At 62.0% G+C, this 26,267-nt stretch carries 20 protein-coding genes; 17 read left to right on the forward strand and 3 right to left on the reverse strand.

Features of this window, described 5'->3' with window-relative positions:
* Window positions 1-14 precede the first annotated feature (14 nt).
* Both pdxR and JFT58_RS25495 read left to right on the forward strand, forming a co-directional pair.
* The gene (gene pdxR, locus JFT58_RS25490; protein WP_054897961.1) at window positions 15-1,448 is read left to right on the forward strand and encodes a MocR-like pyridoxine biosynthesis transcription factor PdxR; all 1,434 of its coding nucleotides are present in this window, start codon (window positions 15-17) and stop codon (window positions 1,446-1,448) included.
* Window positions 1,449-1,532: 84 nt separating this feature from the next.
* Window positions 1,533-1,934 (forward strand): cupin domain-containing protein, encoded by a 402-nt coding sequence (locus tag JFT58_RS25495; RefSeq protein ID WP_019820196.1) that lies wholly within the window; start codon window positions 1,533-1,535, stop codon window positions 1,932-1,934.
* A 127-nt stretch (window positions 1,935-2,061) separates the two neighbouring features.
* Here JFT58_RS25495 and JFT58_RS25500 read toward each other — a convergent pair whose 3' ends face one another.
* The gene (locus JFT58_RS25500; protein WP_034126016.1) at window positions 2,062-2,691 is read right to left on the reverse strand and encodes a DNA-3-methyladenine glycosylase I; all 630 of its coding nucleotides are present in this window, start codon (window positions 2,689-2,691) and stop codon (window positions 2,062-2,064) included.
* Between the two features lie 215 nt (window positions 2,692-2,906).
* Here JFT58_RS25500 and JFT58_RS25505 point away from each other — a divergent pair, with 215 nt between their 5' ends.
* The 3 genes from JFT58_RS25505 (at window position 2,907) to JFT58_RS25515 (ending at window position 5,792) form a co-directional block, all read left to right on the forward strand.
* Entirely contained in the window at window positions 2,907-4,232 is a 1,326-nt protein-coding gene (locus JFT58_RS25505) for a C4-dicarboxylate transporter DctA (RefSeq protein ID WP_169918802.1), read from the forward strand.
* 155 nt (window positions 4,233-4,387) lie between these two features.
* Window positions 4,388-5,089: a FadR/GntR family transcriptional regulator gene (locus tag JFT58_RS25510; RefSeq protein WP_054897963.1), complete on the forward strand. Its 702-nt coding sequence runs from the start codon at window positions 4,388-4,390 to the stop codon at window positions 5,087-5,089.
* Between the two features lie 16 nt (window positions 5,090-5,105).
* On the forward strand, window positions 5,106-5,792 hold the full coding sequence (locus tag JFT58_RS25515) for a GntR family transcriptional regulator (RefSeq protein WP_054897964.1): 687 nt from the start codon (window positions 5,106-5,108) through the stop codon (window positions 5,790-5,792).
* Window positions 5,793-5,975: 183 nt separating this feature from the next.
* Here JFT58_RS25515 and JFT58_RS25520 read toward each other — a convergent pair whose 3' ends face one another.
* On the reverse strand, window positions 5,976-10,844 hold the full coding sequence (locus JFT58_RS25520) for an NAD-glutamate dehydrogenase (protein ID WP_054897965.1): 4,869 nt from the start codon (window positions 10,842-10,844) through the stop codon (window positions 5,976-5,978).
* A 482-nt stretch (window positions 10,845-11,326) separates the two neighbouring features.
* Between JFT58_RS25520 and JFT58_RS25525 the strand changes: the two genes are divergently transcribed.
* The 12 genes from JFT58_RS25525 (at window position 11,327) to JFT58_RS25575 (ending at window position 25,577) form a co-directional block, all read left to right on the forward strand.
* Complete coding sequence (locus tag JFT58_RS25525; protein ID WP_054897966.1) at window positions 11,327-11,680, forward strand: hypothetical protein; 354 nt, start codon at window positions 11,327-11,329, stop codon at window positions 11,678-11,680.
* A 370-nt stretch (window positions 11,681-12,050) separates the two neighbouring features.
* Complete coding sequence (locus JFT58_RS25530; protein ID WP_054897967.1) at window positions 12,051-13,010, forward strand: AAA family ATPase; 960 nt, start codon at window positions 12,051-12,053, stop codon at window positions 13,008-13,010.
* A 5-nt stretch (window positions 13,011-13,015) separates the two neighbouring features.
* On the forward strand, window positions 13,016-13,948 hold the full coding sequence (locus JFT58_RS25535) for a DUF58 domain-containing protein (protein ID WP_044273431.1): 933 nt from the start codon (window positions 13,016-13,018) through the stop codon (window positions 13,946-13,948).
* Window positions 13,945-14,439 (forward strand): DUF4381 domain-containing protein, encoded by a 495-nt coding sequence (locus JFT58_RS25540; protein WP_003190798.1) that lies wholly within the window; start codon window positions 13,945-13,947, stop codon window positions 14,437-14,439. The genes JFT58_RS25535 and JFT58_RS25540 overlap by 4 nt, the downstream gene beginning before the upstream one ends.
* Window positions 14,432-15,520: a vWA domain-containing protein gene (locus JFT58_RS25545; RefSeq protein ID WP_054897968.1), complete on the forward strand. Its 1,089-nt coding sequence runs from the start codon at window positions 14,432-14,434 to the stop codon at window positions 15,518-15,520. Before JFT58_RS25540 ends, JFT58_RS25545 begins: the two co-directional genes overlap by 8 nt.
* The gene (locus JFT58_RS25550; RefSeq protein ID WP_054897969.1) at window positions 15,517-17,256 is read left to right on the forward strand and encodes a tetratricopeptide repeat protein; all 1,740 of its coding nucleotides are present in this window, start codon (window positions 15,517-15,519) and stop codon (window positions 17,254-17,256) included. The genes JFT58_RS25545 and JFT58_RS25550 overlap by 4 nt, the downstream gene beginning before the upstream one ends.
* On the forward strand, window positions 17,253-18,893 hold the full coding sequence (locus JFT58_RS25555; protein ID WP_054897970.1) for a BatD family protein: 1,641 nt from the start codon (window positions 17,253-17,255) through the stop codon (window positions 18,891-18,893). Before JFT58_RS25550 ends, JFT58_RS25555 begins: the two co-directional genes overlap by 4 nt.
* A gap of 103 nt (window positions 18,894-18,996) precedes the next feature.
* Window positions 18,997-19,119, forward strand: coding sequence for a hypothetical protein (locus tag JFT58_RS30620; RefSeq protein WP_254989527.1), 123 nt, complete (start codon window positions 18,997-18,999; stop codon window positions 19,117-19,119).
* Between the two features lie 420 nt (window positions 19,120-19,539).
* On the forward strand, window positions 19,540-20,781 hold the full coding sequence (locus JFT58_RS25560) for an exonuclease SbcCD subunit D C-terminal domain-containing protein (RefSeq protein WP_054897971.1): 1,242 nt from the start codon (window positions 19,540-19,542) through the stop codon (window positions 20,779-20,781).
* Complete coding sequence (locus JFT58_RS25565; protein WP_054897972.1) at window positions 20,778-24,416, forward strand: AAA family ATPase; 3,639 nt, start codon at window positions 20,778-20,780, stop codon at window positions 24,414-24,416. Before JFT58_RS25560 ends, JFT58_RS25565 begins: the two co-directional genes overlap by 4 nt.
* Window positions 24,413-25,006 carry a glutathione S-transferase gene (locus tag JFT58_RS25570; RefSeq protein WP_054897973.1) on the forward strand — a complete coding sequence of 198 codons (594 nt, stop codon included), beginning with the start codon at window positions 24,413-24,415 and terminating at the stop codon, window positions 25,004-25,006. Before JFT58_RS25565 ends, JFT58_RS25570 begins: the two co-directional genes overlap by 4 nt.
* Window positions 25,007-25,145: 139 nt before the next feature.
* Entirely contained in the window at window positions 25,146-25,577 is a 432-nt protein-coding gene (locus JFT58_RS25575) for an alpha-E domain-containing protein (RefSeq protein WP_254989552.1), read from the forward strand.
* Window positions 25,578-25,752: 175 nt separating this feature from the next.
* Here JFT58_RS25575 and JFT58_RS25580 read toward each other — a convergent pair.
* Window positions 25,753-26,267 (reverse strand): hypothetical protein (locus JFT58_RS25580; protein WP_198834702.1); only part of this gene is annotated, 515 nt, incomplete at its 5' end.

The following is a 26,267-nucleotide window of genomic DNA, read 5'->3' on the forward strand; positions in this document are numbered from 1 at the left end:
CCTTGGGATGAAACATGGAACTGCACGTGGTAATCAATGGCCGCAAGGACCTGGCCGAACAGCTCTACCAGCAGTTGCGCGAAGCCATCGCCACCGGGCGGCTGTCGGCAGGCGCACAGCTGCCCCCCAGCCGACTGCTCGCCGAACAACTGGGCATCTCGCGCAAGACCGTGTCGGACACCTACGCCACCTTGACCTACGAGGGCCTGCTGATTGGCAAGATCGGCCGCGGTACTTTCGTCAATGCCTGGGCGCCACAGCCCGACCGCGTGCAAACCGCCACCGACCTGGCGTGTGCCGCCAACCTGGGCAAATGGGCCGCACTGCCCTCACCCATGGGCCACCCCGCCCGCGAGGAGCTCCTGCGCTACGAATTTATCGGCGGCGCGACGACACGCCACCAATTCCCCCAGGATGAATGGCGGCGTTGCACCCAGGATGCGTTGCGTCGCATCGCCCAGAACAGTGGTTTTTACAGCCAGCCAGAAGGCGTGCCCGCCCTGCGCGATGCCATCGCCGGGCATATCGCGTTTTCCCGTGGGGTCAAATGCGGCGCCCGCGATATCGTAGTCACCAACGGCGCACAGCAGGCGCTGGACCTGCTTGCCCGCGTGGTGCTTGAGCCCGGCAGCATGGTCGCGATGGAAGACCCCGGCTACAGCCCCGCACGCCAATTGTTCGTCGCGATGGGCGCCCGCGTCGCCAGTGTTGCCGTCGACGAACAGGGCCTGCAGGTCGACCAGATCCCGGATGGCACGCGCCTGATCTATGTGACGCCGTCCCACCAATTCCCCCTCGGCATGCCCATGAGCCAGGCGCGGCGCGAAGCCCTGCTGGACCGCGCCATTGCGCTCGGCGCGATCATCATCGAAGACGATTACGACAGCGAATTCCGCTACGAAGGCCGCCCCACCGACTCCCTGCAAAGCATGGATACCCGCGGCGTGGTCACCTACGTCGGCACCTTTTCCAAAACCCTGTCGCCGGAGTTACGCCTGGGCTATGCGGTGCTGCCGCCGGCCATTTATGGTGCGGTGCTCAAGGCCAAGCAATTGACCGACCAGCACAGCGCTACCTTGCCGCAGTGGGCACTGGCCAAGTTCATCAGCGAAGGCTACCTGCTCAAGCATATTCGCCGCTGTCACGGGGTCTACGCGGGGCGTCGCGAACGCATCCTGCAGCGTCTGGCGGGCGATCTGTCGCCGTGGTTCGAGGCAGTACCGACGGTGGCGGGCTTTCACCTGGCGGCCCTGTGCAAGGTGCCGGTGAATATTCCATTGCTGATGGAACGGGCGCGTCAGGTCGAGGTGGGTTTATATCCCTTGGACGTGTTTTTTCACGACAAGCCGGTGCGCTCGGGGCTGATTCTGGGGTTCGGCGCCATCGAGACTCTGGATATCGACCCGGCGCTGGACAAGGTCCGCGATATTCTCCTGCAGATTGGCTAGGCAGTTTTCCGGCGCATTGGTCATTGGTGGCAAGCCCCCGGCGGCGTAGGGTGAAGCGGTCTTTCACCCGATGGAACCCTCATCATGAAACGCTTATTCGCTGCCACACTGATGCTCGCCTCCCTCAGTGCATTTGCCCACGACCCGGTCTACAACAAGGAAACGCTCAAGGTGCTGCAAGAGCACGCCTTGACCAACGTGCCGGGCAAGAAAACCATCATGCTCACCGTGGACTACGCCCCCGGCCAGGCCACCGTGCCCCACAGCCACACCGGCACCGCCGTGGCTTATGTGCTCGAAGGCGAGATCACCTCGCGGGTCAATGATGAAAAGGCGATCACCTACAAAGCCGGGCAATCGTTCTACGAGCCGGCCGGCTCGCGGCATTTTGAGTCAAGCAATGCCAGCCAGACCCAACCGGCCAAGCTGCTGGTGGTGATGGTGCTGGATGACAAGGCTGAGGTACTTACCCCACTTCCCAAGTAATCAGCAACACCACAAACCCCATGTGGGAGCTGGCTTGCCTGCGATAGCGGTGGACCAGCCAGCTCATCTTTTACTGGCCCACCGTTATCGCAGGCAAGCCAGCTCCCACAGTTTTAACCGTATCTGGTCAGGGACGTTTGAACAGATTGCGCTGGTGTTCAATGCGCGGCCGGCACTCGCAACCCTCCAAGTGATCATTGACCATTCCCATCGCCTGCATCAACGCATACATCGTGGTCGGGCCGACAAAGGTCCAGCCGCGTTTCTTCAGGGCCTTGGACAAGCGCACCGAAGCCGCTGAGGTCGGATTGGCCGTCCAGTAAGCCATGTCCACCACTGCCGGCCGCTCTTGCGCGCCGGGTTCGAACGCCCACAGCCAGCGCGCCAGCGAACCGGTCTCCTCCACCAGCTCACAGGCCCGGCGTGCGTTGTTGATGGCCGAGACGATCTTCGCGCGATTGCGCACGATGCCCGGGTCGCTCATCAACCGCTCGATGTCCGCCTCGCCGTAGTGCGCCACCCGGCGAAAATCAAAACCCTCGAACGCCTGTCGAAAGTTTTCGCGCTTGCGCAGGATGGTGATCCACGCCATCCCCGCCTGAAAGCCCTCCAGGCAGATCTTCTCGTACAACGCGATGTCATCCGCCACCGGCACACCCCACTCGTGGTCGTGGTAATGCAGGTAAGCAGGCGCTGCAGTGCGCCAGGCGCAATACATGCGCCCTGCTTCGTCGGTTGTCAGCCCTGATTGGTCCATCCATCACCTCGTATGCCGAGGAAGATGATACGCAAAAAAAATTAATCCCCGCCAACCGCTCAAGCATCGTACTTACCGACCAACTGGTCAGACCGGGACCTGCCAACCGCCAAATATTTACTTGTGATTTGAAAAAAACCGAGCGTAGACTGGCCCCGCACTGGACTTACCGGTAAGACCACAACAATTAAGCCCTGGAACCACCAGGGCACCGAATAGAGATCCCTCCCATGCTCAGATGGTGCTCGCGTTCGATTTTCCTGCAAGTCGTGATTGGCCTGATGCTCGGCATCGCCTGCGGCCTGGCCCTCCCCGAATTCTCCTCGCAACTCAAACCCTTGGGTGACGGCTTTATCAAGCTGATCAAAATGCTGATCGGCCTGATCGTGTTCTGCGTGGTGGTCAGCGGTATTTCCGGCGCGGGCGACTTGAAGAAGGTCGGACGCATCGGTCTCAAGTCGGTGATCTATTTTGAGATGCTGACCACCGTCGCCCTGGTGCTCGGCCTGATCATGGCCTTCAGCACCGGCATCGGCAGCGGCGCCAATATTCACCTGGAGCAACTCTCTTCCGCCGGTTTGAATGAACTGGCCGACAAGGGCCAGCACATCCGCGGCACCAGCCAGTTTCTGATGGAGTTGATCCCCAACTCGGTAGTCGGCGCCTTTGCCGATAATAACGTGCTGCAAGTGCTGTTGTTTTCGGTGCTGTTCGGCAGCGCGCTGAACCTGGTGGGCGAAGCGGCCAGCGGGATTTCGCGACTGATCAACGAATTGAGCCATGTGATCTTCCGCATCATGGGCATGATCGTGCGCCTGGCGCCGATTGGCGTATTCGGTGCCATCGCGTTCACCACCAGCACCTATGGCCTCGATTCACTGCAACACCTGGGCAGCCTGGTGGGGCTTTTCTACCTGACCTGTTTTGCCTTTGTGGCGGTGATCCTCGGGCTGGTGATGCGCGTGTCGGGCCTACGCATGTTGCCGCTGCTCAAGTACCTGCGCGAAGAACTGCTGATCGTGATGGGCACCGCTTCGTCCGACGCTGTGCTGCCGCAGATCATGCGCAAGCTGGAACATTTGGGCATTGGCAGCTCCACCGTGGGTTTGGTAATCCCCACCGGATACTCGTTCAACCTCGACGGTTTCTCGATCTACCTGACCCTGGCCATCGTCTTTATCGCCAACGCCACCGGCACACCGCTGTCGATGACCGACTTGCTGACCATCCTCCTGGTATCGTTGATCACCTCCAAGGGCGCCCATGGCATTCCAGGCTCGGCATTGGTGATCCTGGCGGCAACGCTCACAGCGATTCCTGCGATTCCGGTGGTCGGCCTGGTGTTGGTGCTGGCCGTGGACTGGTTCATGGGCATCGGCCGTGCGCTGACCAACCTGATCGGCAACTGCGTCGCGACTGTGGCGATTGCCCGTTGGGAAAAAGACATTGATATCCAGCGCGCCAACAAAGTGCTCGACGGCCAGCAAGGCTATGCCTTTCAGGCCAAGAAGCCGGTATTACCGGCACATCAGGAGTTCTAACAACGTTACCGTTGCCCCCTGTAGGAGCGAGCTTGCTCGCGAAAAACTTCAAGACACCGCGAGCATCCAGGCTGCCCGCGCTATCGTTGACGATCTTCGCGAGCAAGCTCGCTCCTACAGATGGCGGGATTATTCATTATCAAGGAGCGCACGACGTGATCAGCACCTCAACCGTCGTCAATTCAGTGGTAGAAAAACTGCGCGCCGCCTTGGCGCGAGGCCAGTGGCGCCGCGGTGAAATGCTGCCCGGTCAACGCGAACTGGCCGAACAGCTGGGCATCAGCCGCCCGAGCCTGCGTGAGGCTGTGATCGTGCTGGAGACCCTCGGCCTGGTGCGCTCCATGCCGGGCAAAGGCGTGGTCGTGCTGGAAACCAGCGTCAGCGAGCCGCAATCGAGCGACGCCGTGGCCGACGCCAGCCTCGAGGACATCCTACAACTGCGCTACACCCTCGAACCTTTCATCGTCGGCCTGGTGGCCCAGTCGATCAGCAGCAAGGAAATCGGCCAACTGCGCCTGACCCTGATGGACATGCGCGAAGCGTTGGATGTCGGCGATGCCGAAGCCGGCATGAACGCCTATATCGACTTCCATGAAGAATTGTTCGCCCTGACCTCCAACCCTATCTTCCAGAACGTGGTGCAGCAAACCAGCACCGCGCTCAAACAAAGCGCCCAGGTATTGCGCAACTCCCCTGAACACCTGGCCGAACGCTTGCAAGAGAACGAAGCCGTGGTACGCGCCATCCGCAACAAGAACAGCGCCCTGGCCAGTGCCGAAATGCGTCGGCACATCCTGCAGGAAGGCCTGCGCATGGGCATTCGCTTGAATATCCCGGACGACCATCTGGGCAGTTGATTTTCGGAGACCGGCCATGAACGCTCACGCCCTGCAACGCGACTCCACCCTCACGTCCCTACGCTGGACGCCCGAAAAAAAGCCCTCGGTGGACGATATCTACCCACGCTTGTTCGACGCCATTCTTGAGCAACGCATTGCGCCCGCCAGCCGCTTCACCGAAGAAGGCCTGGGCGAACTCTTTGGCGTGAGCCGCAGCGTGATTCGCCGGGTGCTCGCCAAGCTGTCCCATCAGCAAGTGGTCATCTTGCGCCCCAACCAACGCGCCCAGGTCGCCGCGCCGGATGCCCAGCACACACGGCAGATTCTGGAAGCACGGCGCCTCACCGAAATGACCGTGGTGCAACTGGCCTGCGCCCAGGCCACAGCGATGCAAATTCGCCAACTGCGCGAGCTGATTGCACAGGAGCGCAACGCCATTGAGTGTGACCAGCGGGGGCCGGCGATCCGGTTTTCGGGAGAGTTTCATCTGCAACTGGCGCACATGGCAGGCAATGCGCCGTTGGCACAGTTTCTCAACAGCCTGGTGCCGTTGACGTCGTTGATCATTGCGCAATTTGAAACAAAGGCCTGCACCTATTGCGCATGGCAGGAGCATGTGGCGATTGTGGATGCCGTGGAACAGCGCGACGCCCACACGGCTGTCGCCCTGATGACCCAGCACCTGGATCACCTGGAAACCCGACTACTCAAACACCACTGACTCCAAGTGAGTAAAGTTAAAACTGTGAGAGCTGGCTTGCCTGCGATAGCGGTGTACCAGTGACCAAATTATTAACTGACCCGCCGCTATCGCAGGCAAGCCAGCTCCCACATTGATCGCATTCCAGATCAAACAAAAAGCCCCCGCATCTCACGATGCGGGGGCCTTTGGTTTAGCGAGGCATCAAGCCGGTTGCAACACCGACTGGCCACTCAGCGCCAGGTCCAGCAACTCACGGTTGGCCACCGCGTACATGGCGTAGTCCGTGCCCACTGCGGCACGAATTTCCACCATCATGGCGCGCCAGCGATCCGCCATGTCCTGATGCTGCTCAAGCCACAGGGCCACGCGGGCTTCCATGTCTTGTGGCGCATCGGCCATTTGCAGGACCGAGATGGTGATCGCCCGTTGCTGCCAGTCCACGTCATCGCGGAAGGCTTCGCGGGCCTGGGCCTGCCAGTTGTTGGCCACTGGCAGATCGCTGATCTGCTGCAGGTACCACGGCAAGTCCAGGGCGCTGCCGACGGCGAAGTAGGCCTTGGCCACTTCGGCGGCGTCATGCCCGGTCACGTCGGCGGCTTCGATGATCGGCAGCAAGGTGTACAGGTGGGTAGTACCCGCAACCATGCGCGCCAACAACTCCGGTACGCCGGCCTGGGTGTAGGCCTGGTAGCGGTTCTGCCAGCCTTCGCGGGTCGGGCCTTCCAGCAGTTCGTCGAGCTTGAGGCCCAGCGCCGCCAGGTGCGGACCGAAGTGCGCGGTGTCGCGCCCGGCGTCTTGCTCGTTGCGACGGCTGCGCAGGAACCAGCGCGTAGCGCGACGGCCCAGGCGCATCAACTCGTCCATCAGCTCCAGTTGCACGTCAGCGGAAACCTGGTGGTCCAGGGCTTCAATCTGACGGAACCAGTGCGGGAGATGGAAGATGTCCCGCACGATCACATAAGCGCCCGCCACGTTCGCCGGGCTCATGCCGGTCGACTCTTTGAGTCGCTGAACGAAGGTGATGCCCATGTGGTTGACCAGATCGTTGGCGATCTGGGTGCTGACGATCTCGCGCTTCAGACGATGGCGACGCATGGCTTCGCCGAACTTGGCCACCAGGCTCGGTGGGAACGCGGTCTCCATGTCACGGGTCAGGTACTCGTCATCCGGTACCAGCGACTTGAGCAGTGCTTCCTTGAGGTCGATCTTGCTGTACGAGATCAGCACCGACAGTTCCGGACGGGTCAGGCCCTTGCCGCTGGAGGCGCGCTCGGTGAGCTGCTCCTCGGTCGGCAGGTACTCGATGGCGCGGTCCAGCTTGCCACGGCCTTCCAGGTCGCTCATCAGGCGCTTGTACTCGGCAGCACGCTCGTAAGCCTTGCGCGCGGCCAGGGACAGGGCCTGGGTCTGCTTGTAGTTGTTGCCCAACACCAGGTTGCCGACTTCGTCGGTCATGCTCGCCAGCAGTTGGTTGCGCTGCTTGTCGGTCATGTCACCGGCCTGCACCACTTCGTTGAGCAGGATCTTGATGTTCACTTCGTGGTCGGAGCAATCCACGCCACCGGCGTTGTCGATGAAGTCGGTGTTGGAACCGCCGCCATTGAGGCCGAATTCCACACGCCCCAGCTGGGTCATGCCGAGGTTACCGCCCTCGCCCACGACCTTGCAGCGCAGCTCGTTGCCGTTGACGCGCAGTGCGTCGTTGGCCTTGTCGCCCACATCGGCATGGCTCTCGGTGCTGGCCTTGACGTAGGTACCGATACCGCCGTTCCACAACAGGTCCACCGGCGCCTTGAGCAAGGCGTTGAGCAGTTCGGTCGGGGTCAGCTTGTCGGCCTGGATGTCGAAGCGTTCTTTCATCTGTGGCGAGATGGCAATGCTTTTCGCGCTGCGCGAGAAGATACCGCCACCTTCAGACATGATGCTGGTGTCGTAGTCGGTCCAGGCCGAACGCGGCAGTTCGAACAAACGCTTGCGCTCGACGAAGCTGGTGGCCGGGTTCGGGTTCGGGTCGACGAAGATATGCAGGTGGTTGAAGGCTGCGACCAGTTGCAGTTTGTCCGACATCAACAAGCCGTTACCGAACACGTCACCGGCCATATCGCCGACGCCTACCACTGTGATGCTGTCTTCCTGCACGTTGATGCCGCGCTCACGGAAGTGACGCTGTACACCTACCCACGCGCCCTTGGCGGTGATGCCCATTTTCTTGTGGTCGTAACCAGCCGAACCACCGGAGGCGAACGCATCGCCCAGCCAGAAGCCGTAGTCGATGGCAATGCCATTGGCGATGTCGGAGAAGGTCGCAGTGCCCTTGTCCGCCGCCACCACCAGGTAGGGGTCATCGTCGTCATGACGCACGACGTTGGCCGGCGGCACCAGCGCGCCGTCTTTCAGGTTGTCGGTGATGTCCAGCAGGCCGGAAATGAAGATGCGGTAGCAGGCGATGCCTTCGGCCGCGATCTCGTCCCGGCTGCCGCCCAATGGCAGGCGACGCGGCAGGAAGCCGCCCTTGGCGCCCACCGGCACGATCACCGAGTTCTTCACTTGCTGGGCTTTTACCAGGCCAAGCACTTCGGTGCGGAAGTCTTCTTCACGGTCCGACCAGCGCAGGCCGCCACGGGCCACGTTGCCAAAGCGCAGGTGCACGCCTTCGACCCGTGGCGAGTACACGAAGATTTCAAACTTCGGTACTGGCTTGGGCAGCTCGGGGATAGCACGCGGGTCGAACTTGAAGCTGAAGTACGACTTGTTCTGGCCGTTGGCATCGGTCTGGTAGAAGTTGGTACGCAGGGTGGCCTTGATCAGGTCCAGGTAGCGACGCAGGATGCGGTCTTCGTTGAGCACCTGAACGTCGTCCAGGGCGCTGAGGATCGCTTGCTCCAGGCGTTGCTGCTTGTCTTCCAGGTCGTCGGCAGTGAGCTTGCGCGCCAGGTAGAAGCGGGTCTTGAACAACCGGGTCAACTCGCGGGCGATGTCGGTGTGGTTGTTCAGGGTGCTGGCGATGTAACCCAGGTCGAAGCCCAGGCGAATCTGCTTCAGGTAACGGGCATAGGCACGCAGCAGCGCCACGTCGCGCCATGGCAGGCCGGCGGTGAGGACCAGGCGGTTGAACGCATCGTTCTCGGCATCGCCATGCACGATGTGCACAAATGCATCCTGCAGGGTGTCGTTGAGTTGCTGGATATCCAGGTTCACGCCTTCGGCGGCGATGAACGCAAAGTCATGGATCCAAAACTCGCGACCGTTGGCATGGCGCAGGCGATACGGGAACTCGCCCAGCACACGCAAGCCGAGGTTTTCCAGAATCGGCAGCACGTCGGACAACGCCAGCGGCGTATCGGCGTGATACAGCTTGCAATGCAGCTCGCGCTGGCCGGAGACCTGGCCCAGCGGCTGATAGAAGCTCATTACCAGCGGGTTGGCTTCGGTCAGGCTGTTGAGGTGCTGCATGTCGACCACAGCCGAATGCGCGGCGAAACGCTCGCGGTAGCCAGCCGGGAAGCCTTTGGGGAAATCCGCCAGCACGTTGGTGCCCTGGGCTTCGCCGAAGCTTTCCACTACCAGGCTGGCGTAGTCGTCCTGCCAGCTGCGGCAGGCCTGCACCACTTCTTTTTCCAGTTGCAGCGGGTCGATGTCCAGGCGGTTCTTCGGGTCAACCCGCAGAATCAGTTGTACACGGGCAAGCACGGACTCGGAGAAGAAGGTCCAGAACTCGCAGTCCGAGGCCTTCAGGCGGTCCATCAGCACTTGCTGGATCTTCTGGCGCACTTCGGTGGAGTAGATGTCGCGTGGCACGTACGCCAGGCAGTAGCAGAAACGACCATAGGGGTCTTTGCGCAGGAACACGCGGATCTTGTTGCGTTCCTGGATCTGCACAATCGACATCACGGTGCTGAACAGCTCGTCGACCGGGGTCTGGAACAGGTCGTCACGGGGCAGTACTTCCACCACCTGGGCAAGCTCTTTACCCAGGTGCGCCTTGGCCTGGAAACCCGAACGACGTTCGATTTCCGCGACCTTGCGACGGATGTAAGGGATCACCCGCACGCTTTCGCCGTACACCGAGGAGGTGTACAGGCCCATGAAACGGTGTTCCTTGATGACCTTACCGTCGGCGCTGATCTCGCGGATCGACACGTAGTCCGGGTAGGCCGGGCGGTGCACGCGGCTTGGGTGGGCGGCCTTGGCGAACGACAGTACGGTCGGCTCGCGCAGGTAGGCCACGGCGTAGTCTTCGATGCGCAGGTCTTCGGCGGTGAGGCCGGCGCGCAGCAGCTTGGTCAGACCGAGGAAGGAGCTGGCGTCATATTCGATATGACCGCCGTCCGCCTCGTCACGTACCACGAACTCTTCGTAGCCCAGGAAGGTGAAATGGTTGCCCACCAGCCATTCGAGAAAGTTCTTGATTTCGGCTTTTTCTTCGCCGTCGATGGCGAACGCGCTGGCGTCGATACCGGCCAGCAGATCCTGGACCTTGGCTTTCATCGGTTCGAAATCGGCCACAGCCACGCGTACTTCACCCAGCACCTGCTCAAGCTCTTTGCTCAGCACGTTCAGTTCGGCGGCGTTGGCGCAGCGGTCGATCTCCAGGTACATCAGCGATTCTTGCAGGATGCCTTCGCCCTGGGTGCCCTTGGGCAGGATTTCCAGCAGCTCGCCCTTGCTGCCACGACGCACGCTGAGCACGGTGGTTTGCAGGGTATGGATGCTGTAGCCCCGGCGATTCAGCTCGGTGCGTACCGAGTCGACCAGAAACGGCAGGTCATGGTGCAGCACTTCGACCGCGGTGTGGGTCGATTGCCAGCCATGACGTTCGTAATCGGGGTTGTAGACCCGCACTTGCGGTTGGGTGTGATCAAAGCGCTCAAGCAGGCGCCAGGCAGACAGGGTGCAACCGGCCAGGTCGGAAAGGCGACGCTGGGTCAGTTCGTCCAGGGAAATGATGCCGAAGAATTGTTCAGCGAACAGCGCCACTTGTGGCAGTGCCTGTTCACTGAGGTGCTGCGCCAGTGCCGCTTGCAGTTGATGCTGGAAGTCGGCCTTGCTGGCTGCGGTGAAGAACGCCATCTGTGGTACTCCGCTTGGGCTTGTTATTGATGAAAGCGTCGCGTGTTATCCCCTTGCGGGGAGACCGTCAGCTCTGTTCGCTGGTGTGCTGACAAGCACCATAAACGAATCAGGGTGACAGGTGGGTGAAGCTGGACAGGACAGTCAGGTCACATACAACTTCCATACGGCATGCCGTTGGCCAGATGACGATACGACGGGCAGGTCAGGCGCCTGGCACAGGGCACATCCGTTGCGCAGCTTAACGAGTGTAGGAAGAACGCTGCTTGCGACGCTGCGACATATTCGGTCATCGGTAAGCAGGGTGTCGGTTGCAACTTGGGCAACCCCGGATTTTCGGTAGAAAATCTTGCTACTTTGCACACCATCAGTACCAGAAATGACCGATCCGGCCCGTGAGGTCATGCCTGACTTCCGACACAGGATGAAGCACAAAATTCGCCGCAGTGGCACAATTGCCCTCCCCTACACAGGATTGCCCCATGCTGCAGCTGAAAACCGACGCCCTGATGGCCACCCCGTGCGACGACGAAGAAGACAACATGGCCATGCTTTGCTGTCACGGCAAGAACGGCGAAATGTTCATGCTCACCCGTTACCCGGATGAAGACGAAGTGGAGCTGACCTGGGACTACGAACCTTCGACCCTGGATGGGCTGAAAGTGACGTTGGGCGAGACCACCTTATTGATCGAACTGGCGGCCGGCGATGCCGATGCCCTGGGCGGCAAGGACCAGCTGGAGATCACCCACGGCACCGCCGCGTCAGACATGGCCGAAGTGCAGGAAACCCTGCAGAACATCCTCACAGGCACCGGCACGTTCATTCGGACTTGAAACCGGTCACTTGAAACTTCGTCACGACGCTAAATCTGTGGCGAGGGAGCTTGCTCCCGTCACGGCCTGACAGCCGACGCTGATCTGGCTGAGGCACGGCGATCCAAATGTGGGAGCTGGCTTGCCTGCGAAGGCATCGACTCGGTGTGCCTGAATCACCGAGTTGACTGGATCGCAGGCAAGCCAGCTCCCACAGGGACCGTGCTCTACCTACCCAGCTGTTATGCCTCTCACACCGCAATCCTGTAAGTTTCGCCAAAAATACCCATCAAGCCGTTAGTCGCCGTACCCCGCGATGCATTAAAGTAAACCCCCCAGGCCCGGTGTTCTGTCACGACACCCAGGCTCATCTTTCCAGGAACCGTCATCGATGGAACATCGTGAAGCGCTGCTTGCGCTGCGAACCTTTCTTTCTACGCAGATTCTCGGCCAGGAAAAACTCATCGATCGCCTGTTGATCGCCCTGCTCGCTGACGGCCATATGCTGGTCGAAGGCGCACCGGGGCTGGCCAAGACCAAGGCGATCAAGGAGTTGGCCGAAGGGATCGAAGCGCAGTTCCATCGTATCCAGTTCACCCCCGACCTGTTGCCCGCCGATATCACCGGCACCGAGATCTATCGTCCGGAAACCGGCAGCTTCGTATTCCAGCAGGGGCCGATCTTCCATAACCTGGTGCTCGCAGACGAAATCAACCGTGCCCCGGCCAAGGTGCAGTCGGCCTTGCTCGAAGCCATGGCCGAGCGCCAGGTCAGCGTGGGCCGCAGCACCTACGAGCTGTCGCCGCTGTTCCTGGTGATGGCCACGCAAAACCCCATCGAGCAGGAAGGCACCTACCCGCTGCCCGAAGCCCAGCTCGACCGGTTCCTGATGCACGTCAAGATCGGCTTCCCGGACGCCGCCGTCGAGCGCCGCATCCTGCAGCAAGCTCGTGGCGAAGCATTGAATGGCGAAACCAAGCCCGAGCGGCGCGTTAGCCAGCAGGCGATCTTTGCCGCCCGCAAGGAAATCCTCGGCCTGTACATGGCCGATGCCGTGGAGGAATACCTGGTGCAACTGGTGATGGCCACGCGCACCCCTGCGAAGTTCGACCCGGAAATGGCCGAGTGGATCGCCTATGGCGCCAGCCCCCGTGGTTCCATCGCCCTGGACCGTTGTGCCCGGGCCCATGCCTGGCTGGCCGGTCGCGATTTTGTCAGCCCGGAAGATATCCAGGCGGTCTTGTTGGACGTGCTGCGTCACCGCATCATCCTGTCGTTCGAGGCCGAAGCCGCCGGTGTCGACCAGGACCGCGTGGTGCAACGCATTCTCGACGTCGTTGCCGTCGCTTGAAGTCGATGAACGCAAGCGATGGCATCCGCGTAACCCTCAGTGAATTGATTGAGATGCGCCACCGCGTGCGTGAGGTGCAGTTGTTCTCCACGCCTGGCCAGCGTAGCCCGCTGGTGGGCCTTCATCACTCCAAGCTGCGCGGGCGTGGCGTCGATTTCGACCAGGTGCGCGTGTACCAGGCCGGCGACGATGTGCGCACCATCGACTGGCGCGTGACGGCGCGTACCCAGGAGCCGCACACCAAGCTGTTCCACGAAGAGCGCGAGCGACCGATTTTCATCATGGTCGAGCAAAGTTGCCGGCTGTTTTTCGGCTCGGGGCAAATGTTCAAGTCGGTGCTTGCCGCCCAGGCCGCCAGCCTGATCGGTTGGGCCGCCCTGGGCCATAACGACCGGGTGGGCGGGCTGGTGTTCGGCGACAGCGAGCACTACGAGATCAAGCCACGGCGCAGCAAACAGAGCCTGTTGCAACTGCTCAACCGGCTGGTGCGGGTCAACCAGAGCCTGAACACCGAGCGTCAACCGGAAGCGGATGCCCTGGGCATGGCCTTGCGCCGTGGCCGCGAGGTGCTGCGCCCCGGCAGCCTGGTGGTGGTGATCTGTGATGAGCGCGCCCTCACCGAAGGCGCCGAGCAACAGCTGAGCCTATTGGCGCGCCATTGCGACCTGCTGTTATTACCGATCTCCGACCCGCTGGACCACGCCCTGCCCGCCGCCGGGCTGCTGCGTTTCGCGCAAAGGGGCGCGCAACTGGAATTGGACACGCTGAATATCGACCTGCGCCAGGCCTACAAGGCCCAAGCCGAAGCGCGTATCGCCCGCTGGGAACTGCTCGCGCAGAAACTGCGGCTGTTGTTGATGCCCTTGAGCACCCAGAGTGAAATGGTCGAGCAACTGCGCGAATACCTCAACCCGCAACGCCCGGTTAAAAAACCATGAGCAGCCTGGACCAACTGCAACCGCTGATCGCCCCGCCCGCCATTGGCTTCTGGCCACCGGCACCGGGCTGGTGGCTGTTGCTGCTGGTGATCCCACTGCTCGGTTGGGGCTTGTGGTGGCTGCGTCGTTTCCTGCCGGCCCGCCGCCCTGTGGCCCGCGCCGAACAACCACTGGACCCGTTGCGTATCGCCGCCCTGGCCGAGTTGGCTTTGATGCCCAAGCCCTACGACGGAGCGCCTGCGGGCGCCTGGCTGCAGCAACTCAACGGCCTGCTCAAGCGCCTGTGCCGTAACGACTACCCTTATAGCCAGAGCCATACCCTCAACGGGCGCAAATGGCTGGCCTTCCTGGACAACCGCTGCCCCGCCGCCGGCCTGACGCGCTGGATGGTGTTGGTGGAAGGCGCCTACAAACCCGAATGCAAGCTCGACGACAAAGCCATCGCCGGCCTCACCCAAGCCGTCGACACCTGGATTCGCAAACATGTTTGAGTTCGCCTGGCCGTGGATCTTCGCCCTGTTGCCACTGCCCTGGGTCATGCGCTTGGTGCTGCCCGTGGCCGACAGCGGCGAACCGGCGCTGAAAGTCAGCTACCTCAGCGACCTCGAAGGCCTGGCCCGCCGCCGTGCCCGCGTCAACCTGCCCGGCTGGCGCCAGCAAGCCGCATTCGTGGTGCTGTGGTTGCTGCTGTTGACCGCCGCCGCCCGCCCGCAATGGCTGGGCGAACCCTTGCCGATTGCTGCCAGCGGTCGGGATTTGCTGGTGGCGGTGGATGTGTCCGGCTCCATGGATTTTCCCGATATGCATTGGCAGGACGAGGACGTCAGCCGCCTGGCCTTGGTCAAGCACCTGCTGGGAGACTTTCTGGAGGAGCGTGAAGGTGACCGCGTGGGCCTGATCCTGTTCGGCAGCCAAGCCTACCTGCAAGCGCCCCTGACCTTTGACCGCCGCACCGTGCGCACCTGGCTGGATGAAGCGCGCATCGGCATTGCTGGCAAGAACACCGCCATCGGCGACGCCATCGGCCTGGCCATAAAACGCCTGCGCCAGCGCCCGGCGCAAAGCCGTGTGCTGATCCTGGTCACCGACGGCGCCAACAACGCCGGGCAGATCGACCCGTTGACCGCCGCGCGCCTGGCGGCCGAGGAAGGCGTGAAAATCTACCCCATCGGCATCGGCGCCGACCCCGAGCAAACCGGCTCCCTGGGCATCCTAGGCGTAAACCCGAGCCTGGACCTCGACGAACCGGCGCTCAAGGCACTGGCCGAGACCACCGGTGGCCAGTATTTCCGCGCCCGAGACGGCGAGGAACTGCTGAAGATCAAGGACACTCTCGACACCCTCGAGCCCGTGGAACAACAACCCACCCAGGCCCGCCCGGCCCAGGCGCTGTACAGCGGCCCATTGGCCTTGGCGTTGGTGTTGAGCCTGTTGCTGGTGATCCAGGAACGCTGGCCGAACAACGCTTTGCAACGAGCCTTCAATAGGCTATCGAGCAGGGGCATCTTTTTGCAGCAACACCCTGAATGGCGCCAGCGTCTGCAGCGCCTGCGTTTGCGGAGGCGTCGATGATCGCGCTGTGGCCGCACTGGTTGCGCCCCTGGTGGCTGTTGTTGCTGCCCCTGCTTGGCTGGTTGCTGTGGCAGTTGTGGCACCGGCAAAAGCGCGCCGGGCGCTGGCAGATGATCCTGCCGCCGGCGTTCCATGCCGAGTTGCTCAGTGGTGGCAATGGCCGCGAGAGTAAATCGCCGTGGGTGGTGCTCGGCATCGCCTGGCTGTTGGCCGTGCTCGCGCTATTGGGCCCCAGTTGGCAACGGGTTGAACAAGCCAGCCAGAAACCTTCCGACCCCTTGGTGGTGCTGCTGGAACTGACCCCGGAAATGCTCGCCACCGACAGCCCGCCCAACCGCCTGGAACAGGCACGGCGCAAGCTGTATGACTTACTGCAAGCGCGCACCGATGCGCAAACAGCCATCATCGTGTATGCCGGCAGCGCCCATACCCTGGTGCCGCTGTCCGATGACCTGGCCACCAGCCGCAACCTGTTGGAAGCCCTGCGCCCGTCGATCATGCCCGAGCCCGGCCATCGTGCCGATCTTGCCGTGGAAAAAGCCCTGGGCCTGCTCAAGCAAGGCGGTCTGGGCCAGGGGCGCCTGCTGCTGATCGGTTCCTCACTGTCCAAACAAGAGCGCCAAGGCATCCGCCTGCAACTGCAAAGTGCCCAGGCTCCAACGTTGTCGATCCTCGGCATCGGCAGTCGCGAAGGTACGCCGGTGACTCAGGAGAGCGGCGAGTTCCTCAAGGACGACCAGGGCGCGATCCTGGTGCCGCGCCTCGACAGCCCGACCCTCAAGGCGTTCGCCAGCGAAATGGGTGGCCGCTACCGTGCGGCGCGCCTGGATGACAAGGACCTGCGCCAACTCGGTATGCTCGACAGCGCCCAAGCCCTGCGCGACGACGGCCAACGGCTGCGCCTGGACAGCTGGGCCGACCAGGGTTACTGGCTGCTCTTGCCGTTGTTGCTGCTGGCCGCGTGCGCCGGGCGTCGCGGCTGGCTGTTCTGCCTGCCCTTGCTGCTGATGGGCGCGCCGCAACCCAGCTATGCCTTTGGGCTGCAGGACCTGTGGCTGCGCCCCGACCAACAGGGCCAGTACCTGCTCAAGCACAAACGCCCGGCCGAAGCCGCAGAACACTTCCAGGACCCGCAATGGCAAGGCGTGGCGCTGTATGAAGCCGGCAATTACGCCGAGGCCATCAAGCGGTTTGCCCAAGGCAGCGACGCCTATTCCCACTACAACCGCGGCAATGCCCTGGCCAAGGCCGGTGAACTTGAAGCGGCCCTTGATGCGTATGAACAAGCCCTGGAAGCCCAGCCCGATTTGCAGCCGGCGCTGAAAAACAAAGCCTTGGTTGAAGCGCTGATGCAGGAGCAAACGCAGCCCGAGCCGGACCCGCCTGCAAAAAACGCAGATGACGAAACCACCCAACCCGGCCAAACTGCGCAACCGGGCACCAGCGCACAAACGGCCCAGGGCGGCGAGCAATCGTCCCACGGCCAGGGCGAAGCCGGCACGGGTGAGACTCAGCCCAACGCCCCGCCACAGGCCGGCGGCAATGAAGTGCCAGGCAGCGAACTGGGTGACGAGCAGACCACCACGCCGCCACTGCGCCCCGCCGACACACGCCTGGAAGGCGAGCGCCGCCAAGCACTGGAGCAATGGTTGCAGGAGATCCCGGACAACCCCGGCGAGCTGTTGCGCCGCAAATTCTGGTACGAACAGCAACAACATCAGGACACCACTCGATGAGCCGCCGCACCACCCTTTTGCTCCTGCTCGCGTTGTCGGCAGGCCACGCCCAGGCGGCGGACCTGGTCGCCAGCGTAGACCGCAGCCGCCTCAACTCCGGGGAAACGGTGGAGCTGACGGTGCAATCCAGTGATGTGACCCAGTTTGGCAAACCGGACCTGTCGCCCCTGGACGCGCAGTTCGAAGTCAGCGGCACCCGCCAGATCAACCAACTCACCACGCTGGACGGCGACAACCACGCCACCACCCGTTGGATCATCACCCTGCTGCCCAAGGTGAACGGCAACGTGGTGATCCCGCCGCTGCAGGTGGGCGCGCTCAAGACCCAGCCGATCACCCTGCAAGTGGTGGAAAGCGCCAGCCAGAACACCAGCGCCGAACTGGCCCCGGTGTTCATCGAAGCCAGCCTCGACCAGGCCAGCGTGTACGTGCAGGCCCAGGCCCTGTTGACCGTGCGCGTGTACCACTCGGTATCGCTGTATGACGACAGCAGCCTCACGCCCTTGCAGATACCGGATGCACGTGTCGAACAACTGGGCGAATCACGCACCTATGAAAAGGTCATCAACAGCATCCGCCATGGCGTGATCGAAACCCGCTACGCCCTCTACCCGCAACACAGTGGCGCCGTGGTGATTCCGGCGCAGACCTTCAGCGCTACCCTGGTGGAATCGCGACCGCCCCAGGAAAACACCCTGCAGGGCACCAAGCCGGGCAAGATGATTCACGTCAGCTCTGCGCCCCTGCCCTTGACGGTCAAACCCAAACCGGACGCCTACCCCGCCGACGCCCCCTGGCTGCCCGCGCGCAGCCTGACCTTGAGCGAAGGCTGGAACCCCACGCCGGACCACGTGCAAGTCGGCGATTCCCTGACCCGCAGCCTTACCGTGGAGGCCGAAGGCCTGTCCAGCGCACAGCTGCCGGCGCTGCCCGGCACCGAGGTCAACGGCCTGCGCCGCTACCCCGACCAACCAGTGATGGCTAACCGTACCAGCGACCGCGGCCTGACCGGCAGCCGTGAAGACCGCGAAGCCCTGGTGCCGACCCGCGCCGGCGAGCTGGAACTGCCCGCCGTGGAAGTGGTGTGGTGGAACACCCACGAAGATCATCTGGAACGCACCAGCCTGCCGGCGCGCACCGTGCAAGTGGCGGTGAACCCCAGCCTGGTGGTGGACACCCCGGCGACACCGACCATCATCACCGCCCCCGACGATGACCGCCTGTGGCTGTGGCAACTGAGCACACTGATACTGGCCTGCACCACCCTGCTGGGCTTTGGCCTGTGGTGGCGCGCACGCCGGCAACCGGCGGTACAACGCGCCGCGCAAACCGGCCCCAGCCCACGCACGCTGCTCGACGACCTCAAGCGCGCCACCCAGGCCAACGACCCTCATGCTACCCGCCAGGCCCTCGACGCCTGGGCACGGCAACAGCCGGAAACGCTGGCCGACATGGCCGCGCGGTTTGTGCCGCTGTCCGATGCCCTGGATGGGTTGAATGGCGCGCTGTACAGCGAAAGCGGCCAATACTGGTTGGGTGATGACCTGTGGCGTGCCATCAAGGCGATCCCCGTGGCCGAACGCGAGCAAGACCCGGCCACCGACACCACCAGCTTGCCGCCGCTCTACCCCAAGTAACCCCCGAGCCTGCTCGTTCCCACGCTCTGCGTGGGAATGCCGCCCCGGACGCTCCGCGTCCAGGTTTCACGCCCTGTGCGACGGTGACGCAGAGCGTCACGGGATGCATTACCACGCAGAGCGTGGGAACGATCAATGGCGTGCCATCAAGGCGATCCCCGTGGCCGAACGCGAACAAGACCCGGCCACCGACACCACCAGTTTGCCGCCGCTCTACCCCAAGTAACCCAGCCTCGACCAACACCACAAAACCTTGTGGGAGTGGGCTTGCCCGCGATGGCGGTGTAACAGTCGGCAGATGTGCTGGCTGATACTCATCCATCGCAGGCAAGCCAGCTCCCACAGTGGATCTGCGTCGCCTGATCCACATGGCCCGCACCCTCGCCGACCGTGCGCTCGATTGCCTGCAACCCAACCCCACTGACACGCCATAGCCCCCGTAGGAGCGAGCTTGCTCGCGAAGAACTCATAGGCGCCGCGTTTATCCAGGAAACACGCGTCATCGTTGACGTTTTTCGCGAGCAAGCTCGCTCCTACAATCAGCCATCAGGGCTGGCCCACACTCCGCTGATCGCGTCGGCCATGAGTCCACGCGCACTTTTACAGGTAAACTCCCCTCCTTTTCATCTTCTCCACGGAGTTCGCCTTGCGTCTGTTTCATACCTCCGACTGGCACTTGGGCCAAAACCTCCACGGCCAGGAACGCGACTTCGAACACGCCTGTTTCCTAGAATGGCTGCTGGGCCAACTCAAGGCCCAGCGCCCGGATGTGCTGTTGATCGCCGGCGATATCTTCGACACGGTCAACCCGCCGCTCAAGGCCCAGGAGCGCTTGTATGACTTCATCATCAGCGCCCACGAACAACAGCCGACACTGACCATTGTGATGATTGCCGGCAACCATGACTCCGGTTCGCGCATTGAGCTGCCTGCGCCTCTGATGCGCCGCTTGCGCACCCATGCCCTGGGCCGAGTGCTGTGGCTGGATGACGGGCAACTGGATGCCGACCGGCTGCTGATCCCGCTGCCCAATGCCAAAGGCAAGATCGCCGCCTGGTGCCTGGCGCTGCCCTTCCTGCGCCCGGCGGAAGTCACCGGCGCACAGCTGGGTGATGATTACCTGCGCGGCATCGGCCAAGTGCATGAATGGCTGATCGCGGCCGCCAATGCCAAGCGCAACAAAGGCCAGGCGCTGATAGCCATCAGCCATGCGCATATGGCCGGTGGATCGGTATCCGAAGACTCCGAACGCAGCCTGATCATCGGCAATGCCGAGGCACTGCCTGCCACACTGTTCGACCGAAGCGTGGCGTATGTGGCCCTCGGCCATTTGCACAAACCGCAAAAGGTCAATGGCGAGGAGCGCATTCGCTACAGCGGCTCGCCAATCCCCCTCTCGTTCTCCGAAATCGGCTACAAGCACCAGATTCTCGACGTGACGTTCCAGGGCGAAAGGCTGGTGGGCTGCGAACCGATCCTGATTCCCCGCTCCGTCAACCTGCAACGCCTGGATGCCGCGCCCTTGGCCGATATCCTCAAGCAACTCGGTGAGCTGCCCGACATCGACCTGCTCGCCGAAACCCAGCGCCACCCCTGGCTGGAAGTGCGCGTGCGCCTCGACGAGCCGCAACCGGACCTGCGCCAACAGATCGAAACCGCCCTGCAAGGCAAGGCCGTGCGCCTGGTGCGTATCGCCGCCGAGTATGCCGGCACACGCGGCAGCGCAGAGGTAGACGATGCGCAACTGATCGAACTCGACCAGCTCACGCCCCAGGAACTGTTCAGCCGCGCCTGGCAAGACAGCTACGGCAGTGAAGTGGATGAACAGACCTTGAAGGACTTCGCCGTGCTGCTCCAGGAAGTACAACAGGAGGGCGAACAGCCATGAAGATCCTCGCCATCCGCCTGAAAAACCTCGCCTCCCTGGCGGGCCCGTTCGAAATCGACTTTACCGCCGAGCCCCTGGCCAGTGCGGGTCTGTTCGCCATCACCGGGCCGACCGGCGCGGGTAAAAGTACCCTGCTCGATGCGTTGTGCCTGGCGCTGTTTGGCGCGGTGCCACGCCTGGGTGACACCGGCCAGGCCAAGATGCCGGACGCCGACACGGATATTTCCATCGGCGACCCGCGCACTCTGATTCGACGCGGCACCGGTGGCGGCTATGCCGAGGTGGATTTTGTCGGTGTCAGTGGCCGTCGCTACCGTGCGCGCTGGGAAGCCAACCGCGCCCGTGACAAGGCCAGCGGCAAGTTGCAGAACAGCCGGCAAAGCCTGATCGACCTGGACAGCGACCAACTGTTGGCCAGCCAGAAAACCGAATACAAGACCCAGCTCGAATTGGCCCTGGGCCTGAACTTCGAACAGTTCACCCGTGCAGTGCTGCTGGCGCAAAGCGAGTTCAGCGCCTTCCTCAAGGCCAATGACAATGAGCGCAGCGAACTGCTGGAAAAGCTCACCGACACCGCGCTCTACACCCAGCTCGGCCGCCGTGCGTTCGATAAGGCCAAAGAGGCCAAGGACGCCCACAAACAGCTGCAGGACCAAGCCACCGGCGTGGTGCCCCTGGCCCCCGAAGCCCGCGCCGAGCTGGATCAACAGTTGGCCCAAGCCCAGCAGCAACTCAAAACCCAACAAGCCCAGCTCAAGCAGCTGGAGTTGCAGCACACCTGGCTCAAGGAGCTGCGAGAATGGCAGGAGCGCTATCAGCATGCTGTGGAGCAACTGCAACGCGACGAGCAGACGTGGGCCGACCAAGGTCAGCAACGCCAGGACCTGAGCCTGCTGGAGCAGTTGGCACCGCAACGCCATCACTTCCTGCGCCAGGCAGAACTCGCCACCTTGCTGACGCCCCTGGCGGCACAGATTGCCCAGCACCTCGAGCAACAAACCGCCCTGCACACCCGCCAGGAACAGGCGCAACACCAGCAAGTGGCCGCCCAGGCAGCACTGGCCGCGGCCCTGAAACACCAGGCCGACGCCGCGCCCCTGCTGCGCCAGGCCATCGAAGAGCAAAACACCCTCGCCCATGTGAGCCGCGAACTGGCCAAGCGCAACGAGGAAAAACACCAGCACGAAAGCGCCTGTACCGAAGGCCAGGCCCTGCTCGACGGTTTGCAACACACGCAGGCCCAAGGCACCGAGCGCCTGCAACGCCTGGCCACCGAGCTTGAGCACAGCGCCGCCCTCGCACCGCTGAGCGATGCCTGGAACGCCTACCGTGACCGCCTGCAACAGTTGGTGTTGATCGGCAATCGCCTCAACCAAGGCCAGGCCGAGCTGGGGCAGCTCGAACAGCGCGCCAGCGCCGCCATTGAACAGTTCACCCAACAGCGCGAAGCCCTGGATTTGCTCTACCACGAGGCCGGTGCCGAACCGCACGCGGTGGCCGAACAAATCCAATTGCTGGCCAGCCTGCTGCAAGACAATCGCAAGCAACAGCGCGCCTTCGAAGACCTGGCCCGCCTGTGGGACAGCCAGCAACAGTTGGATCAACAGGCCTCTGCGCTCACGCAAAGGCTCGCCGAGGCCGCGCAAAAACGCGAACAACTGAACCAGACCGGCCTGCAAACCAAGGCCGAACTCACCGTTGCCGAACAAACCCTGGCGGTGACCAAGCAACTGCTTGAGCGCCAACGCCTGGCCCGCAGTGCCAGCGTCGAGGAGTTACGCGAGCAGTTGCAGGATGACCAACCCTGCCCGGTGTGCGGCAGCCACGAACACCCCTATCACCAGCCTGAAGCCCTGCTGCAAAGCCTGGGCCGCCATGATGAAAGTGAAGAGGCGGCGGCGCAGAAAGCCGTCGACAGCCTCAAGGAAAAACTCACCGAACTGCGCGGTGAAGTCGGCGGCCTGATCGCTCAGCAAAAAGAGTTCCTGCAACAGCAGGAACAGTTGGCCACCCAGCAGCAGGGTTTGGCACCGAGCCTGCAAGCCCACCCACTGTCGGCCTCGCTGTTCAATCAGGACCCCGCTAAGCGCAGCCCTTGGCTGGCCCAGCAACTGGCCCAATTGACCCAAAGCATCAGCCAGGACGAACAACGCCAAGGCGCCCTGCTCAACCTGCAACAGAACGCCGGGCGCTTGCAGCAACAATTACAAGCGGCCCAGGATGCCAGCCAGCAAGCCCGGCAATTGCTGGTGGACCAACAACGGCAACTGGCCGGCGACCGCGAACGCCTGGAGGCCGAACTCAGCGCCTTCGCCAGCCTGCTGCCCGCCCAGACGCTGGAAGGCTTGCGCAGCGCGCCTGCGGCGACCTTCATGCAGCTCGACCAACAGGTCAGCCAGCGCCTTGAGCAGTTGGGCCATCAACGCGACGAGCAGGCCGAGCAGCAAGAGCGCCAACAGGCCATCGAGAAACAGCACACCCACCAACAGCATCGTCAGCAGCAACTTGACGCTGTGAATCTGCAAGTCGCCGAGCTGGCCGACCAGCAACACGCCGTCCAGGAAAAACTCCGCGCCTTGCTAGGGGATTACCCCAGCGCCGAACACTGGCAACAGCAGCTGGAGCAAGCCGTCACGCAGTCGCGCCAAAGCGAGACCGACGCCAACCAGGAACTGCACGCCGTGCACACGGCGCAAGTACAGCTGGCCGCCGACCTCAAGGCCCAGCAGCAACGCCAGCAGGCATTGGAGGCGGAGCAGCACGCCCTTGCGACACGCATCGGCGAATGGCGCGCCTTGCACCCAGAACTGGATGATCAGGGCCTGGCACGCCTGTTGGCCCTTGATGAAGCCCAGGTCGCGCAGTTGCGTCAGCACCTGCACAGCAGCGAAAAGGCCGTCGAGCAAGCCAAGGTTCTGCTGCACGAGCGCGAACAGCGCCTGGCCGAACACCAGGCCCTGCACAACGGCAACCTGGAGGCCGAGCAGTTGGACGCCACCCTGGCAACGCTTGAGCAGCAACTGCTCGAGGGCGAGAAACACTGCGCCGAACTGCGCGCACGCCAGGCCGAAGACCAGCGCCGCCAGAATGCCAACCAGGCCCTGGCCGAACAGATTGCCAAGGCTTACGAGCAGTGGCAGCGCTGGGCACGCCTGAATGCGCTGATCGGCTCGGCCACCGGCGACACCTTCCGCAAGATCGCCCAGGCCTACAACCTCGACTTGCTGGTGCACCATGCCAACGTGCAACTGCGCCAACTGGTGCGCCGCTACCGGCTCAAACGCGGCGGCAGCATGCTCGGGCTGCTGGTGATGGACACAGAGATGGGCGATGAACTGCGTTCGGTGCATTCATTGTCCGGTGGCGAAACCTTCCTGGTGTCGTTGGCGTTGGCCTTGGGCCTGGCGTCCATGGCCTCGAGCACATTGAAGATCGAATCGCTGTTTATCGACGAAGGCTTCGGCAGCCTCGACCCCGAATCCCTGCAATTGGCCATGGACGCCCTGGACGGCCTGCAAGCCCAGGGCCGCAAAGTGGCGGTGATCTCCCACGTACAGGAAATGCACGAGCGCATCCCGGTACAGATCCAGGTCCAGCGCCAGGGCAATGGCTTGAGTACCCTGGAGGTCAAGTGAACGAAGCGCTACTTTATTCGTTCCGGCGCTGCCCCTATGCGATGCGGGCGCGGCTGGCCTTGCGTTACTCAGGCGTTCCTGTGCGAATCATCGAGGTGAGCCTCAAGGCCAAGCCAGCCGAGATGCTGGCGCTGTCGCCCAAGGGTACGGTGCCGGTGTTGAGTGTCGAAGGTCGAGTGATCGAGCAGAGCCTGGAGATCATGCAATGGGCGCTGGCGCAGCACGACCCGGATGATTGGCTGCTGCAAGGTGACCCTGCGGTGCTGGCGTTGATTGCCGAGAATGATCAGGTGTTCAAGCATCATTTGAATCGATACAAGTATGCCGAGCGCTATCTGGAACAACCAATGGAGCATTATCGGGCCGAGGGTGAGGTGTTCTTGCAGAAGTTGGAAGGCTTGCTGGCGGAGCGTGAGTACTTGCTCGCCGAACACCTGAGCCTGGCGGATGCGGCACTGGCGCCGTTTGTGCGGCAGTTTGCTCATGTGGATCGGGAGTGGTTTGCGGGGACGCCGTATCAGCGTTTGCAGATTTGGTTACAGCGGTTCCTTGAGTCCCCACTGTTTACCGCCGTGATGGCAAAGCCCTGAGGCCGATACACTCAAGTGTGGGATCTGGCTTGCCTGCGATACTGACGACTCGGTGCAACTGAAACACCGAGTTGATGCCATCGCAGGCAAGCCAGCTCCCACATTTGACCGTCGCTCAATTCCAGTACAGTGCCGGGTCTTGTTATCTAGCATCAAGTATGGGGCAGACCCGCTTTTGAATCAGTCCGTGTTCCACGAATTGTCGTCATTCGAGGCATACACCGAGCTGTATCCCAATGCCTTGAATGCCCGCTCGGTGTCGGAACTGCTGCTGTTGCGCAGCGACGTGCCGCGCTCGCTGCATGCGTGTATCGGGGAGTTGAGCCATATCCTCGCGGACCTGCCTGGCAGCTATGGACGCACGGCGCAGCGCTTGGCGGCGGAATTTGAAGCGCGGCTGAGGTATACGGGGATTGATGAGATTCTGGAGGATGGGTTGCATAGTCGGTTGACGGAGTTTATTGAAGCTATCCGGGAGTTGGCGCGGGCGGTGCAGAGTTCTTATTTGGAGGTTGTCTGTGGCCCACCGTCCTACAAGGCGATGGAAGGTGCAGAGGGAGATCTACTTTAAGTAAATCTCCCCATACCTTCGCGCGCTGACTATATCTACGACTCACTCGGTCCGGCCCTTATTCTACAGGTGTTCACGCAACTATCCCCATAAGCCAAGGCCAACCTTTTTTCATTTCTTGCAGTCGCATCAACCAATTATCTGCTAATTAAGCTCCATTAACCACATCTCTTTTTTATAACTGCCGAATCCGAATATCATCGAAACCAACAAATTGGCCTGCCGGAAAGTCATAGAGCCTAGCAGTAATAGAAACACCGGTCCTAATATCATCTACATGAAAACGGTGCGTCATTGTCTGCCACACCCCAGGCGTACTATATAGGAATCTTACAAATTGGATATCTACGGACATATTGTAATTCCCAATAACCCTCGCTGAAACCTCATACCATCCGGGGGCCACACTGAAAACTTGATATAAACCTGTCCCAGTTCCAGACACACTGTTGTAACCTCTCCAATAGCCTGAAGTTATGTCCCCCGAGCCGAACACGGTCCACCCATTATATCCACTACTAAAATCCGTGAAATGGTCGAGCTTTTTATTGCTCACTTGGTAGTCCACTATCGGAAAGCTGATGGCCAGGGTTTCATCCTTGCTTGTGCTGACCGCTGCCTTGAGCTCCATCTGCAGCTTGGTGCCATCACCCAATCCATTCAAATAACTACGAGCAATCCCTGGTTCGA

This window comes from Pseudomonas sp. MF6767 (assembly GCF_016405475.1).
Classification (GTDB): Bacteria; Pseudomonadota; Gammaproteobacteria; order Pseudomonadales; family Pseudomonadaceae; genus Aquipseudomonas; species Aquipseudomonas paracarnis.